The sequence below is a fragment of the Croceibacter sp. genome (assembly GCF_002716225.1).
Classification (GTDB): domain Bacteria; phylum Bacteroidota; class Bacteroidia; order Flavobacteriales; family Flavobacteriaceae; genus Croceibacter; species Croceibacter atlanticus.
Window position 1 is genome coordinate 184,171 of the sequence record NZ_PAZX01000013.1, and the last position, 16,166, is coordinate 200,336.

General features: G+C 34.3%; 10 protein-coding genes. 2 read left to right on the forward strand and 8 right to left on the reverse strand.

The genetic code is table 11. From position 1 onward, the window contains the following. Positions 1-93: 93 nt before the first annotated feature. Complete coding sequence (locus CL818_RS10660; protein ID WP_272973637.1) at positions 94-1,233, reverse strand: glycosyltransferase family 2 protein; 1,140 nt, start codon at positions 1,231-1,233, stop codon at positions 94-96. Further along, positions 1,234-1,851, reverse strand: a complete 618-nt coding sequence (gene recR, locus CL818_RS10665) for a recombination mediator RecR (RefSeq protein ID WP_013187273.1) — start codon at positions 1,849-1,851, stop codon at positions 1,234-1,236. It abuts the gene before it with no gap. 93 nt (positions 1,852-1,944) lie between these two features. On the opposite strand from recR, the gene CL818_RS10670 reads away from it, so the two are divergent. Next, entirely contained in the window at positions 1,945-3,381 is a 1,437-nt protein-coding gene (locus CL818_RS10670; RefSeq protein WP_272973636.1) for a sodium:solute symporter, read from the forward strand. Here the strand turns inward: CL818_RS10670 and CL818_RS10675 are convergent. From CL818_RS10675 to CL818_RS10695, 5 genes are all read right to left on the reverse strand, one after another. Continuing rightward, the gene (locus CL818_RS10675; RefSeq protein ID WP_272973635.1) at positions 3,361-3,723 is read right to left on the reverse strand and encodes a CoA-binding protein; all 363 of its coding nucleotides are present in this window, start codon (positions 3,721-3,723) and stop codon (positions 3,361-3,363) included. The two genes, CL818_RS10670 and CL818_RS10675, sit on opposite strands and share 21 nt — an antisense overlap. A 113-nt stretch (positions 3,724-3,836) precedes the next feature. Next, positions 3,837-7,592 (reverse strand): M4 family metallopeptidase, encoded by a 3,756-nt coding sequence (locus CL818_RS10680; RefSeq protein WP_272973634.1) that lies wholly within the window; start codon positions 7,590-7,592, stop codon positions 3,837-3,839. 228 nt (positions 7,593-7,820) lie between these two features. Further along, positions 7,821-10,544, reverse strand: coding sequence for a M4 family metallopeptidase (locus tag CL818_RS10685; protein WP_353743994.1), 2,724 nt, complete (start codon positions 10,542-10,544; stop codon positions 7,821-7,823). Then, positions 10,475-11,572: a hypothetical protein gene (locus CL818_RS10690; protein ID WP_272973633.1), complete on the reverse strand. Its 1,098-nt coding sequence runs from the start codon at positions 11,570-11,572 to the stop codon at positions 10,475-10,477. The genes CL818_RS10685 and CL818_RS10690 overlap by 70 nt, the downstream gene beginning before the upstream one ends. Before the next feature lie 344 nt (positions 11,573-11,916). After that, on the reverse strand, positions 11,917-13,560 hold the full coding sequence (locus tag CL818_RS10695; RefSeq protein ID WP_286972988.1) for a T9SS type A sorting domain-containing protein: 1,644 nt from the start codon (positions 13,558-13,560) through the stop codon (positions 11,917-11,919). A gap of 461 nt (positions 13,561-14,021) precedes the next feature. Here CL818_RS10695 and CL818_RS10700 point away from each other — a divergent pair, with 461 nt between their 5' ends. Further along, positions 14,022-14,849, forward strand: coding sequence for a DMT family transporter (locus CL818_RS10700; protein ID WP_286972990.1), 828 nt, complete (start codon positions 14,022-14,024; stop codon positions 14,847-14,849). A gap of 269 nt (positions 14,850-15,118) precedes the next feature. Here CL818_RS10700 and CL818_RS10705 read toward each other — a convergent pair whose 3' ends face one another. After that, entirely contained in the window at positions 15,119-16,126 is a 1,008-nt protein-coding gene (locus CL818_RS10705) for a 3-oxoacyl-ACP synthase III family protein (protein WP_272973630.1), read from the reverse strand. Between the last annotated feature and the right edge of the window lie 40 nt (positions 16,127-16,166).

Here is a 16,166-nt window from a genome sequence, read left to right on the forward strand (position 1 = left end):
TTAATTAATAATTGCGATTGCAAAATTACTTAAAATTACAACGTTATTGTATTAAAATGATGTTAGAATTGCTTTAAACTGAGATTATTTCTTTTATTGAATTTCATCTAGTTCTAAAACCAAAACCTCACCTTTTCCTGTACTAGTATCACTACCAATCAACACATTAGAAGATTTCAACTTTATCCTGAATGTATTATTATGGTGCCCATACTGCTCTAAAAGACTAATAATTTCTTTAAAACTAAAAAATTGAGAGTCTAAAAACAGCTGTGAATTTTTTAAAGTTAGCTTCTGTAGCTCTTTTAAAGAAAGATGTTGTACTTGCTTATTTTTTAGTTTAGACAAGATGGAAACACAGTCTGAAGAATTACCGATATAGATAAATACATTTGAAGATATTTCCTTATCTGTATCTAAACCTTGAGCCTTATTTGCCTTCTTAACTACTTTGAGTGCAGCTTTTACAATTAGATTAGTAAACTTACTATTGCTAAAATGTTTTTTATAAAAAAGTTGCATTGCACCATAAAAACGTGCTCTATACACTTCATCTTTAGTAGTACTTTCTCCTTTAAAATGAATTACTGAATCTTTTCCGTAATAGTAATTTTTATAACCAGCCTTAAGTAGTTTGTAGCTAAGGTCTATATCTTCACCATACATAAAGTAGTCTTCATCAAAACCTCCAACTTGTAAATAACGCTGTCTGGACATAAACATAAATGCGCCTACAAGAACATCTACACAACCAATATCATTAGATTCTAAATTACTTGCATAATAGTTAGTAGCGTTGCCAACCATTTTTTGAAAGGCCACTTTAGGAGTAGGTATTTGCCGTTTGCTTTCTGGTAAAAATTGCCCTTTACCATCGACTAACTTTACTCCTACCGCTCCAAAATCTGGAACTGTTTTAACGAACTTCAATAAATTTGAGAAGATTTGCTCTGGCACTACAGTATCTGGATTTAAGATACAGATGTATTTACCTATAGCTTTTTTTACAGCTAGATTATTAGCTTTACTAAACCCTAAGTTTTTTTTATTTTCGAGTCTTATAACATTTGGAAAATCCTGAGCAACCATTTGCATACTTCCATCTTTAGATGCGTTGTCTGCAACAATAATTTCGGCTTGTATATTTTCTGTAGCCTGCACCACACTTTGTAGGCAAAGCTTTAAAAAATGCTTGACATTGTAATTAAGTATGATTATAGAGAGTTGTACCATTTAAGATTTTAAAGAAGCTTCAAAAGGAATTCTATTTAGGATACTTCTACCTAAGGTGATCTCATCTGCATACTCCAACTCATCTCCTACAGAAATCCCTCTTGCAATGGTAGAGGTTTTTATACCTGTCCCTTCTAATTGTTTAAAGATATAAAAGTTAGTAGTGTCTCCTTCCAACGTACTGCTTAAAGCAAATATAATTTCATCTACTTTTCCTGCTTTAGCCTTATCTACCAAGGTAGAAATATTTAATTGGTTTGGACCCACACCATCCATAGGACTTATTTTTCCACCTAAGACGTGATAGTGACCACGATATTGGCTTGTATTCTCAATTGCCATTACGTCTCTTATATCTTCAACAACACAAACATATTGAGATTCTCTTTTAGGGTTTGCACAAATCTCACAAAGCTTATGATCACTTATATTATGACAGTTAGTGCAGAAATTTATTTGTGTCTTAACATCTACCAAAGCCTTAGCCAAACTTACCGTTTGGTCTTCTGGCTGTTTTAATAAATGAAGTACCAAACGCAACGCTGTACGCTTTCCGATTCCTGGTAATTGAGAGACTTCCTGAACTGCTTGTTCTAAATATTTTGAAGAAAAATCCATATTGCAAAAGTAAGTATTTCACGAGATTTGAGATCACGCTAAATAGACAATACGATAATATTTACATTATATTCGTGCCATAATTATTAAACTATGCAACCGCTACATATTCTTTTCCTCATTGCAGGTTACTTTGGTGTTTTAATGCTTATCTCATTTCTTACAAACAAAGGTGGCACAAATGCTGAGTTTTTTAAAGCTAACAGGCAATCTCCTTGGTACCTAGTTGCTTTTGGAATGATTGGCGCATCACTTTCTGGTGTTACTTTTATTTCTGTTCCTGGTTGGGTTGAAGCTAGTCAATTTAGTTACTTTCAAGTTGTATTAGGTTATACTGTTGGCTATGCAGTAATAGGTTTAGTTTTATTACCTCTTTACTACAAGCTTAATTTAACCTCCATTTACACCTATTTAGATGGTCGCTTTGGTAGGTACTCATACAAAACCGGCGCTTCATTTTTTATCTTATCTAGAATAGTTGGCGCCAGCTTTAGACTATACCTTGTAGCTGTTGTTTTACAAAATTTAATTTTTGATGGGCTTAACGTTCCATTCTGGGCTACTGTTACTATAACCATTTTACTTATCTGGCTTTATACGTTTAAGAGCGGAATTAAAACTATTGTTTGGACAGACACCTTACAAACTTTATTTATGCTTATTGCTGTAGGTGTTACGATTGTATATGTTTCTGAAGACTTAGGGATTAATTCTGGAAATTTCTTTAGCTATTTAGCGGATAGTAACCTTTCTAAAATGTTCTTTTTTGAAGATTGGAAATCTGGTGATTTCTTCTGGAAACAATTTATTAGCGGTGCTTTTATATCTATCGTGATGACTGGTTTAGACCAAGATATGATGCAAAAAAATCTTACTTGCAGGAACTTGAAAGATGCTCAAAAAAATATGTTTTGGTTTACAATTGTGTTAACCATTGTAAACTTTGTGTTTTTAGCACTTGGCTTATTATTAACTGTATATGCCCAACAAAACGGTGTAGATGCTCATAAAGACCAATTATTTCCTGAGCTTGCTACACAAGGCTATTTTGGTATTGGTGTAGCAATAGTATTTATACTAGGATTAATTGCAGCTGCATACTCCAGCGCAGATAGTGCTCTAACTTCTTTAACCACATCTTTTAGTATAGACATACTAGATATTGAAAAGCGATATAGTGAGAAAAAACAAGTTGTGGTAAGAAAAACCATACACGTAATTATGTCTTTAGTGCTCATAATTACTATTATACTTTTTAAGTATGTTATTGCAGATGCTACTGTTATTGCAAAACTGTTCACTTTTGCAGGCTATACCTATGGCCCATTGTTAGGCCTATATGCATTTGGCTTGTTTAGCAAATGGAAAATAAAAGATAAACTCGTACCACTTGTTGCGTTGGCTACCCCAATTTTAGGTTACGTTATAAGTATAAATAGCTTAAAGTGGTTTGGGTTTGAGTTTAACTTTTTTATACTTGTATTAAATGGCGCTCTTACCTATTTAGGCTTAGTATTGATTCGTCGCTAGCATTACTAACGTGCAAGCTAAATCTACCTCTATATTGTTTGCTTTTAATATTTTATAAAACTCAGGATTCTCTGTTCCAGGATTAAAAATAACACGTTTAGGGTTTAGACTTACAATGTATTCATAATATTCAGGTTGATGTTTTGCTCCCAAATAAAGCGTTACTGTATCTATATCTTTAAATTCTACTTGTTCTTTTTCTATTGTCACACCATTAACTGTACCTTCTCTAAGGCCAATTGCTACGGTTGGCTGGTTGTTAGAAACTAACCTATTAATAGCAATGTTAGAATACCTATTCGGCTTTAATGATGCGCCTAAAACTAATGTTTTCTTTTTCATAGTTCTACAAAGTTACAAGAATGATATTTAACTTGCTTAAATAAAAAAGTATCCTAAAAATAAAAAGGCTACTGTAATTACAGTAGCCTTTATTTATTTAAACAGTATTTAGCCTATTTAACTATAAACTTAAATGTTTTATTAGCATCATTATTAAGTCTCACAAAGTAAAAACCAGATTGAAGTGTCGTAACACTTAACTGTACTTGTTGATTTCCTGCAAACTTTTTCTCAATAACTTTCGCACCTCTTACATCGAAAACTGAAGCGCTATTAATAACGATATCTTTAGCTGTAATGTTAACTAAACCACCTTGCGCCACTGGCGAAGGATATAAAGATACACTACTAATTAAAACATCTTTTACACTAGCAGTTACAGGTTGTACAATTGCAAAAGAACTAAATCCTGTAAATGTTCCTTTAAACGTTGCATAACCTTCTGCAGCTGTAAGATCTTCTAACATACTTCCGGTGATTACTGTGTTGCTAGAAGTTGTTGCATCTATATCACTGCCTTCTACTTTCATTATTTGCAGATCTGCCATACTATTAAAGTTTGCCAGTTCATCTGTAGTCATAAATAGTGTAAGGTCATACGTTGCGTTTGTAGCATCAAAACCATCTGCAGTAATTTCTATAACTTTTGAAGATCTATCTACACCTGCATTTGCATTAGTAATAAGGTCTGTACCACTTCCTGTAAGTGTCATTTCAACACAACCTAAGTCTTGAGTGGCACCTTCAATTCTAGCTATAATGCTTCCGCTATCATTACTTGCAAAGTAAACATCATTGTTAGTATTTACAGTATTACTTGTTGTAGCATTTAATTCTGTTTCAACAGCTGCAGGAAGTGCTTCAACGTGAACATTATCTATAGCAAAACTAAATGCAGACGTTGTTGCATTAGTATCATTAAACCAACGGAAGCCTAAGAAAAATCTTGTATTTGCTAATTCAGGAATTATTTCATCAAAAGTACCAGACATAATACCATCTTCTTCAAGTGCAAAACGCTCACTACCTTCTTCAAAGTTTACACCATCAAAAGAGTATACTAGTTGACCATAATCAAAAGCAGGATTACCTGGATCTAGTTCTCCACCAGCTTCCCAATCGAAAGTTACTCTAACATCATTTAATCCTAAAGCATTTAACTCTGGTGTTTTTAAAATTACATGAGACGGTGAATTAGATTCATATATAGCTGAATTTGTAGATCCAACAGGCGAAGTGTAAGAAATGTAAGCTCTTCCAGATTCTGTACCTGCACCATTGTAATACCATTTGTTCATACTAGGATCTACTACTATAATTTCTTCCCAATCATTAGGGATAGCAGAAGAAGCAAACTCTTCGATTGGCATTATTTCTACAACTGAAGCTCCTATTGCTGGAACAACATCATCATCTAATACATTTATTACTTGGGTTTTGGTTTCACCCATAAAATCAAATGATATTGAAATTAACTCATCCTCTTCAACTAAAGCATCATTATATATAGTTACTTCAAAAGACTCTGTTGCAGTACCTTCTAAATCTAAAGTTGTAGTAGACATGTCAAAATCTACTCCTAGTTCTGCAGTACTAGCAGAAGTATCTAAAGTTACTGTAACAGCAGGATTTACCTGTACTGTTGCAACATTTACAGTATATGTTCTAAATGTATTACAACCTGTGTCGTTATTTTTTTCTTGTAAGCTATTTGCATTGGCAGAGCTAAAGAAAACTTGGTTAGGATCTGGTGTGATGTAGCTCTCACCTACACAAATTCCGAACCACGCATTTGTAGTTTGTATTTCTTCGTTAGAGTCTACTCCATAATCTTGTTGCGCCACTAAGATTGATGCATCTCTCATATCACTAAATGTTGCATTAGGCGTTAATAACACTTCACCTTTAAATGCAATCTGTTCTGCAATTTGAAATCCTAAACCTTCAACACTATATGGATCTCCATTATCGTTTACCTCATCATCTGCAGCACGCTTGTCTCTACCTGGTGTAAATACTTGGCCAGAACCTTCAACTAAAAGATAAAACCACTTATTTAACACACCACTATTTGAGTGCACTCCACATTGGTCATTCCCTAAATTTGGTGCAGGACAACCAGCTTCAGAAGTATCTATCCAATTTACACCTTCAAAACATTCTGGATCTCCAGCTGCATTTGGGTCATCCATAAAACGTAAAGCTCTCATATCTGGATTGTCTTCACCTGGCTGAATACCACCATCACGTTCATCTATTTGCTCACCTATACCATAAGGTTGGTATGGCAACGTAGAATCTATCTCCTCTAGGACATAAGCCTCAACAGCTGCAGCCCATATATCTGAAAACCCTTCATTCATACCTCCAGATTGTCTTGCGTAAACTAAGTCTGCAGTAAAATCACAAACACCATGACCTATTTCGTGTGCTGCAACATCCATAGACATAAGTGGTGCAAAAGAACCATTAGGGTTAGTTCCACCTTGGTAACTACCATCTCCGTAAGTCATTGTAGAGCTACTATAAAATGCATTATCATAACCATCTCCATAATGTACAAAGCTTGTAATTTTTTCTCCAGCACCATCAAAACTCCAACGGTTATGACGATCTGCCCAATACCTAATTACAACTTCTGATCCCCAATGCGCATCTAAAGCAACATCATCATTATCAAATTCATTATCAACAGGATAGTTATCTGCTGGTGTTTCAAAACGATCTCTGTAATGCTCATCTGCAGACCAAAAATTATCTGCGATTTCTACATTTAACTGGCCTTCTTCTAATCTTGAGCTACCATCTGTAATTTCATAAGAAGGTATTGTACCTCCAACATTTAAAGGCACACCACCTATACCATCATAAGATCTTGTTTCATTTAACACAGTTACAGACTCGATAGTCTGGCTATCTGGATTAAATGCATTTACTGTAATTGTACCGTCTAGAACATAACGCTCTGGTAATGGATTTACAGGATCACTCGCATCTGCAGCTAAAAGAGTAGTTTCGAAATTTCGAGTACCTGCATATCGTGTTTCTCCCATTGCTTGAACCATTGCATATGAAGACATTTTTCTGCGTTCAGCAATTTCATTGTTTAATTCTGCAGCGTGCTTAATATCTTGATCTGCTAGTAAGATTTCTCCATTTACAGCATCTACATATACATCTGCTCTATAAAGAGGTTCTGCTGCATAAATATTGAATTTGTATGCTAATCTTAAAGAAATACCTGGCTCATTATAGTTATCTACAATTACCAATTCTCCCGTAGGATAAACTGAATTTACTGCAGCATCTAATTGTGTGAGACGTGCTGGATCTGTTTCATTAAGTTTAAGGAAGTTATAATAATCCCAAGCATACTCTGTTGCACCCACAAAGTTTAACGCATAATTTAAAGCATTGTCTTCTGATAATGAAGCAGTAACATTAAAGTTATCTTTTAGCTCGTAGTGCTCTAATGTAATAGCCTTAAGCGCATTGTCTTTAGATAACGCATTGTAAATACCATGCTCTACTTTTACGCCTTTAAAATACTCTTGATATTTAACTACTTTAGAACCACTTGGTGTAACATGAGCTCTTTTTTCAGCTAATGTTGTAGTTTCCCTAAGGCCTAAAGCTTCTCTTATAAATGAAGATGCCTCTTGAGGTTCTACTCTATGAGTTTGTGAGTTTGAAAGTTTGATTAAACTTGGCGTTCCACGCTCTTTACTAATTTTTACGTTAGTAATTTTTTGTTGGTCTTGCAGTTTTTGAACGGCGCTCAAAGACGTTTGTGCTTGCACCATACTCATGGTACCCACAAAAGCACCCAACACCATTAAAAACTTGAAGTTGTGTAATTTAATTTTCATATAAAGAATTTAGTTTATTTGGTTAAAATTAGCACGGTATTCTGCGCCAATTAGCCGAATATACAACAGCTAACTTATTGTTTTTGAGGATTAACAATATCTTAGCCATAAAAAAATCAACAATTCGACAACTTGCTTTTTTACACGTTAAATTACAGTTACTGTTTTATATTTAAACATAAAAAAAGCCGCTATAAATAGCGGCTTTTAGTTAGTTTACAAAGACAATTAATTAACAATAAACTTGAATGTCTTTTTAGAATCTCCATTAAGCGTTACAAAGTAAAATCCAGATTGTAATGCTGAAGTGTTAAGCTGTACAGAATTTAAGTTCTTAAACTTCTCATCCATAATTTTAGCTCCTCTTAAATCGTATACCGCTGCACTCTCAATAGCTATTGATGGGCTATTAATAGTTACATATTGACCTCTATTTACTGGTGTTGGGTATATTGACACATCATTAAAAGTTACATCATCTACACTTGCAACTGCATTTTCAACTATAGCAAAAGAGCTAAAGCCAGTAAATGAACCTTTAAATGTTGCATAGCCTTCTGTATCTGTTAAGTCTTCAAAAACCTCACCTGTAATAACAGTGTTTGCATTTGTAGTAGCATCTATATCACTACCTTCTACTTTCATAATTTGTAAAGTTGCAACTTCACTAAAGTTAGCAAGCTCATCTGAAGTCATATATATTGTTAAATCATAACTTGCTGTAGCCGCATCTGGACCATCTGCTGTTATCTCAATAACTTTAGATGACCTGTCCACACCAGCTTGAGTATTGCTTACTGTTTCTGTTCCTTCTGAAGTTACATTTACAGATACACATCCTAAATCTGCTGAAGCATTTTCAATACGAGCAATAATGTTATTGTTTTCTGTTGTTAAGAAGAAAATATCATTTGCTGTACGTACTGTGTGGCTCTGCGATGTATTTGCAGCTGTTTCAACTAATGCAGGAGAACCAGAAATTGTTATGTTATCTATTGAGAAACTATAAGCTGTTCCTAATAACTGGTCATTTAACCATCTGAAACCTACATAAAATTGAGAGTTTTCAACCTGAGGAATTACATCATCATAGCTTCCTGTTAATACTGTACCTCCAATACCTACAAACTGTTCGATACCGAAGAAGTTACTTCCATCAAAACTATATACAAGTTCACCATAATCAAGTGGTGTTCCTGCTTCATCTTCACCACCAACTGTGTAGTCAAAATTAACTGTTATGTCTCTTAAACCTAAACCGTTAATTAATGGCGTCATTAAAACCGTATTAGAGCTACCATCTTGGCTAACTCCAGGACCATTACCATTATACATTGGAGTTTCTGTTGTACCATCTGTAATGTAAGCTACACCAGCACCAGCACCAACACCATTCATTTCCCAGTCATTAACACCTGGATCTACTAATTTGTTAATTTGCCATCCTTCTGGTAATTCGTTACCATCAAATGTTTCCATTGGTAATAACTCTTGAATAGAGCTACCTACAGCTGGCGTAATATCATCATCTATTAATGCAATGTCTTGTGTAAATGTTTCTCCGTTATAGTCATAGCTAATAGAAATCATTTCTCCTTCTTCAATAATAGCATCATCAAAAACTTGTACGCTAAAATCATAGATACCAGAACCTGAAACTTCAAGTGTTGTTGGTGATACAATAAAGTCTTCACCTTCAACAGCTGTACTTGCTGAAACATCTAAAGTTAGGGTTGTTGGCTCGCTTACTAATACTGAAGCAATACTATACGTGTACGTTCTAGATGTGTTACAACCAACATCTGTATTACGTTCTTGTAATTGTGTTCTGTTATCTGCATTAAATACTATTACATCTCCTTCTGGAGCTACGTAATCATTACCAACACATACTGCAAACCAAGCACTAGTAGTAGATGCTTCTTGTGGAGATCCTTGACCATATAATGTTTGAGCTGCCATAATAGACATTTCTCTCATTTCTGCAAAAGTTGCATTAGGGCTTAATAAAACCTCACCGCCAAATGCTATTTTCTCTGCATCTGCAAAACCTAAAGCTGTTACACTATAAGGAGCGTTATTGTCATTTACTTCACTATCTGCAGCTGCTTTACCATCACCTAATTCATAAGTTAGACCTGAACCTACAGCTAATAAATAGAACCATTTGTTTAGTACACCACTATTAGAGTGTACACCACATTGATCATTACCTAAGTTTGGAGCAGGACAACCTGCTTCTGTAGTATCTTTCCAGTTAGCACCAAGTACACAATCTGGATCACTTGCTGCATTTGGATCATCCATAAAACGTAATGCTGCCATTTCTGCACTGTTTTCTTCTGGTTGAATACCACCATCACGCTCATCTATCTGCTCACCAATACTAAATGGCTGATATCTATCTGCCAATGTTGGATCTATATCTTCTACTGCAAAATTCTCAACTGCAGCTGCCCAAATATCTGAGAATCCTTCATTCATACCTCCAGATTGTCTTGCATATACAAGTCCTGAAGTAGTATCACAAACACCATGTCCTATCTCGTGACCTGCAACATCTAAAGACATTAAAGGAGCAAAAGAACCATTAGGATTTGTGCCACCTTGGTAGCTACCATCACCATATGTCATCGTTGCATTGGTATAAAATGCATTATCATAAGCATCACCGTAGTGTACAAAACTTGTTATACGAGTACCTTGACCATCCCAACTGTAACGGTTGTGACGTACGCCCCAATAACGTAATACAATTTCTGATCCCCAATGAGCATCTAATGCAACATCGTCATTATTTGTTTCATTAGTTACAGGATATTGCTCTGTAGGACCTTCAAAACGGTCTCTGTAATGCTCATCTGCTGTCCAATCATTATCACCTACTTCTGTAGATGGGAAACTAGATTCTTCTGGTCTAGATGAACCATCTGTAATTTCATAAGATGGTATTGCACACCTGCACTAATTGGAGCACCACCTACACCATCGTAAGATTTTGTTTCATTTTCTATTGGTAAAGAAGATACAACTCCTGCTTCTTCGATATCTACTTCAATAGTACCTAATAATGTGTACTCATCCATTGCTGGTGTAGCACCAGGAATTTTTGTAGTCTCAAAATTTCTGCGGCCTGCATAACGTAAATCTCCTATTCCAGTAGCTGGCTCCATTACCATTGCGTATGTAGACATTTTCTTGCTTTCAGCTATATTTTCATTTATTTCTGAAGCATGTTTAATATCCATATCTGCTAATAACATTTTACCGTTTTGCGCATCTATGTAAATATCTGCTCTATAAAGAGGCTCTGCTGCATATACATTAAATTTATATGCTAATTTCATATCAACTCCAGCAGTATTGTAATCATCTACAATTACTAATTCTCCTTTTGGGTAAACACTTTCAATTATAGCATCTAACTCTGCTAATCTTTGAGGATCTGTTTCATTCATTTTTAAAGTGCTATAAAGATCCCAAGCGTATTCTGTAGCACCTACAAAATTAATAGCGTGTTGCATAGCAGCTTCTTCAGATAAAGAAGGTGTTATTTGAAAGTTGTCATTAAAATCATAATGCTCCAAACCTATAGCTTGAATCATATCTGATTTAGATAATACAGTATAGTTACCGTGCTCTACTTTAACGCCTTTATAATATTGTTGAAATCTCTCAACTCCTACTGTAGGTGATAAACCAGCCTCAGATTTTTTTCCAAGTGTAATGGTGTTATTTAATCCTAAAACAGTTCTTATTAATTGAGAAGCTTCTGCCTTAGGTGTTCTCTGTGTTGAAAGACCATCAAACTTAACAAGGTAAGGTGTGTTTCTATCTTTATTCATAAGATAGCTGGTCACCTTGTTTTCATCTTGTAGTTTTTGGATTGACTTTAAAGATTCCTGCGCCAAGCCAAAATAGCCTGAAACCATAAAGAATCCTAAAACCAACCACTGCATGTTGCGTAATTTAGTTTTCATACTTTTTTATTTGAATTAAATTGTAAAAGATGTTAATAATTGATAATCATTAAACAGATGTGCAATTTAGATGACTATCCTACTTTTTATTGTTAAAAGCAATATAATGTTGTTAATTTTTTAACGAAAAATATGACCGTTTAAAGAGTAAATTAAAAATCTATCCAAATACCCTTCTAATTAAACAAAATTTAATATTGTAGCCGCAATAGTAACAGATACTTAAACTAATATCATATTCTTAACATTATTTATATATGCACGCATAGCAAACTGCAGTTTGTCAATAAAAAAAGCCTAACAACTTTAATAGTGTTAGGCTTAATGGTAAAAATTGAATTCAATTATTTTACAACTAGCTTTGTGGTTTCTGCTGCATTATTAATCTTAAGGAAGTAAAGTCCAGAAGATACATTTAGTGTTAAGTTAGCATTTGAGTCTGATATATTTTCTCTCTCGTATACACGTTTACCAGATATATCATAAATATATATACTCTCAATTTGTGACGTGCTATTTGAAACAATATGTAATTGTTGTTGCTGATGTAAGATTGTTGGAAACACGCTAAATTGATTTGTAAGTATATCTTCAATACTTTGGGTTGCGTTTTCTACAACACTAAATACACCAAATCCAGAAAAATTGCCTTTATAGGTGACAAAGCCAGATGCAGAGTTGTCTTCAAACAATTGGCCTGTAACCGTTGTATTTGTATCTGTAGTTGCATCTACATCTGTACCTTCTACTTTAACCATATTCATTGTAGAAACATCTGTAAATACAGCAAGCTCATCACTAGCATAATACAATGTTAAGTCATAAGATGCACTTGAGGCATTTGTACCATCTGCAGTAATTTCAAAAACTTTAGAGGCTCTGTTAAAACCTGCTTGCGTATTTTCAACAGCTTCGGTTCCACTTTCAATCACACTTATTTGTACACATCCTAAATCTTCAGTTGCATTTTCTATTCTTGCCATAATAGCGGTATTCTCATCACTAATAAAGTAAACATCATTTTGAGTTCTCACCAACTCAGTATCTGATCCTGTTTCTGAAGTTTCAACATTTAAAGGTTCTGCTGTTACAGATACGTTATCTATAGTAAAGCTAAAAGCTGTACCTAAAAGTTGATCGTTTATCCATCTAAACCCTACTTGAAAATTTTTGTTTGCTAATTCTGGATACAGCTGTGAAAATGTTCCTGATTGCACTGCAGCTCCTAAAGATTCTGCAGTACCGGTAAAGTTTTCTAACACCACAAAATCTTCACCTTCTATTTTATAGGACACTTGACCATAATCGAACGGTGATGGCGATTCTGTATCTAATTCTCCGCCAGCAGTCCAATCAAAAGATATATTTACATCTTTTAGTCCTGCTGCAGAAATCATAGGTGATAACAGTAACGCATTAGAACTTGCGTCCATAGCTACCGGATCTGCACCAAGATTACCATCATATGATGGCATTGCAGATGTACCATCTGTAATATATGCTGTACCTGCAGCTAAACCAGCTCCATTAAACTCCCAATGGTTTAGTCCAGTATCTATAGCATCAATAGTTTCCCAATTTTCTGGCAAGGTAGAGGCATCAAAGGTTTCTACTAATAAATCTACAGTTGTGTTACCTACAATCGGTGTAACATCATCATCTTTAATTGTTACAGTTGCGTTTCTGGATTCGCCATTAAATGAAAACAAGAGGTCAATAGTTTCATCACCTTCTATCAGAGCATCGTTAAAAATATCTATCTGAAAATCGACAGCACCAGTTCCTTCCACATCAAAAGTTGAGTTTGATAGCATAAAATCTTCGTTGGCTGATGCTGTACCACCATTTACTAAAATTGTGACACTTACTGCAGGCTCTACTTGTATACCGAAAACAGAAATATCGAAAGTTCTAAAAGCATTACAATCTGTGTCAGGATTTGCTTCATTAAAACTTACAGTAGGCATTGCAAAATCCAAAGAACCCATTTGNTCNTGTGCAGCTATTTTACAGAGAGGAAAAAGNAAAATAGTTAATAATACACTATACTTTATAATGTATATATTTTTGTGTAGTTGTGTAATCATAATGTATGGTTTTAAGTTTATTTTTTTTCTTGTAACTATTTGAAGTTAAGATGTTAAAACCATACTATCATAAAACTTAACTATTTTTAGCGTTGTTATCTTCTAGCATAACTTTTCATCGATAAAAAAGAATACTTTGTAAAGTGTAACAATCCTGTTTTAGGGTCGTCATTAAAATAGTGCTAAGTAAAATAACCAAATTTCATAGTTGATGGTTAGTGTTATATTTGGTTATTGAAAACCCGAAGTTGATCGCTTCGGGTTTTTGTTTTTTCATACTTAATAATCTTTAAGAAATACCATTNAAATAACGTCCTATATTAGAGTATANAATTACCTTTGCAGAAACCTTATACACCTTGTTGAAAGGAATTATTTATATGGCTATTGCTGCATTTGCCTTTGCGTGGATGAATTTACTGGCTAAATATCTAAATGACTTTCACCCATTACAAGTAGTATTCTTTAGAGCATTTGGAACCTTTATCTTTATATTTCCTTATATGCTTTTAAAAAAGATCTCCATAATAGGTAATAATGTCTTTTGGCTAACTCTGAGAGGCGTATTAAGTTTTGTATCNCTTTCACTTTTCTTTGTTGTTATACAACGTATACCATTAGGATCTGCTGTAGCATTACGCTATACTGCTCCTGTNTTTAGTGTATTCTTAGCTGCGCTTTTTTTAAAAGAGCGTGTAAAAGTGTGGCAGTGGTTTGCCTTAGGCTTAGCGTTGAGCGGTGCATTTATTATGAAAGGTTTAGATTTTAGGATAGACACTGTAAGCTTTGCATTAATTATAGGCTCGGCTATATTAGTAGGTGCCGTTTTTGCAATAGTGAGATATCTAGGCTCAAAAGAGCACTTTCTTACTATTATTAATTATTTTATGGTCTGCTCAATTNTAGGAAGCNTGTTTTTTATAAACNAATGGCGAATGCCGATTGGACAAGAATGGTGGTTTGTATGCAGCATTGGTGTTTTAGGAATGATTGGGCAAATATTTTTAACCAAGTCTTTTCAACTTGCCGAAACAAGTGTTGTTGCTCCTATAAAATATATGGAACTTGTTTATGCNNTAATTTTTGGNTTTTTCCTTTTTGGAGAACACTATACATTATTTCCAATACTAGGAATGTCCTTAATAGTGTTAGGGATGCTATGGAATGTATGGCTCAAAAAATCTTCTTAAACTTTTTGTCCCCTACTGAATTCTCTTTTAAACCAGCAAAAGAAAACAAGGCACAAAAACACCATTATCTGCTAAATATCAGTTAATTGTGTTAAATATAGTTAATAATTGAAACGTTGAAGTATTTGTCTCGTCTATATAGATGAAGAACGGATATAATTTGTTTTGAATTAGCCTTTTAAACACTGAAACATATCATTCTTATATATAAAAACGCCGGTTAACTCTCATTAACCGGCGTTTGTCTTTTATATAGTTTACTAATTTACTTACCAGCTCATTACTGCACTAGCCCAAGTAAAACCACTACCAAAGGCAGCTAAAACTACCTTATCTCCTTCTTTTATCTTTCCTTCTTCCCAAGCTTCAGTTAAAGCAATTGGGATAGATGCTGCAGTTGTATTACCATACTTCTGTATATTATTATANACTTTATCATCACTCAACTTAAATTTCTTCTGGATAAATTGAGAGATTCTTAAATTAGCTTGGTGTGGTATTAACATATCAATATCTGAAACTGCCAGACCATTTTCCTTTAAGCCTTCCATGATCACCTCAGAGAATCTAGTCACAGCATTTTTAAATACAAATTGACCATTCATATTAGGATAGTAATCTGGATTCTCTTGATTGTTTTCTTCAATAATTTCTGGCACCCATTTTTGAGTACTTGGTCCTTTTAAAGAAAGCTCCAGCGCATGTTTACCTTCACTGTGTAAGTGTGTAGATAAAATACCTTGACCATTGTGATCACTTCTAGTTAATACAGCAGCACCAGCACCATCTCCAAATATTACAGAAACACTTCTGCCTCTTGTAGTAAAATCTAAGCCTCCACTATGGTTTTCTGCACCTATTACTAAAACGTTTTTATACATTCCAGTTTTAATAAATTGATCTGCTACAGATAATGCGTATACAAAACCACTACATTGGTTTCTTACATCTAAAGCTGGACACGTTTTTATATCTAAAGCTTCTTGAACCTGTACACCACAACCAGGAAAATAATAGTCTGGAGATAATGTTGCAAATACAATAAAGTCTATATCGTCTTTAGAAATACCTGCACGTTCAATNGCAATTTTTGCTGCTTTAACGCCCATTGAAGCTGTAGACTCCTCATTATAATCTTTTATATGTCTACGTTCTTTTATACCTGTACGCTCTTGTATCCAAGCATCATTGGTATCCATTAACTTTGCGAGATCATCATTTGTGACCACATTTTCAGGCACATATTTGCCTAATCCCGAAATTTTTGATTGATACATAATTAATATTTAAAAAAAAGCTATCTCAAAATGAGATAGC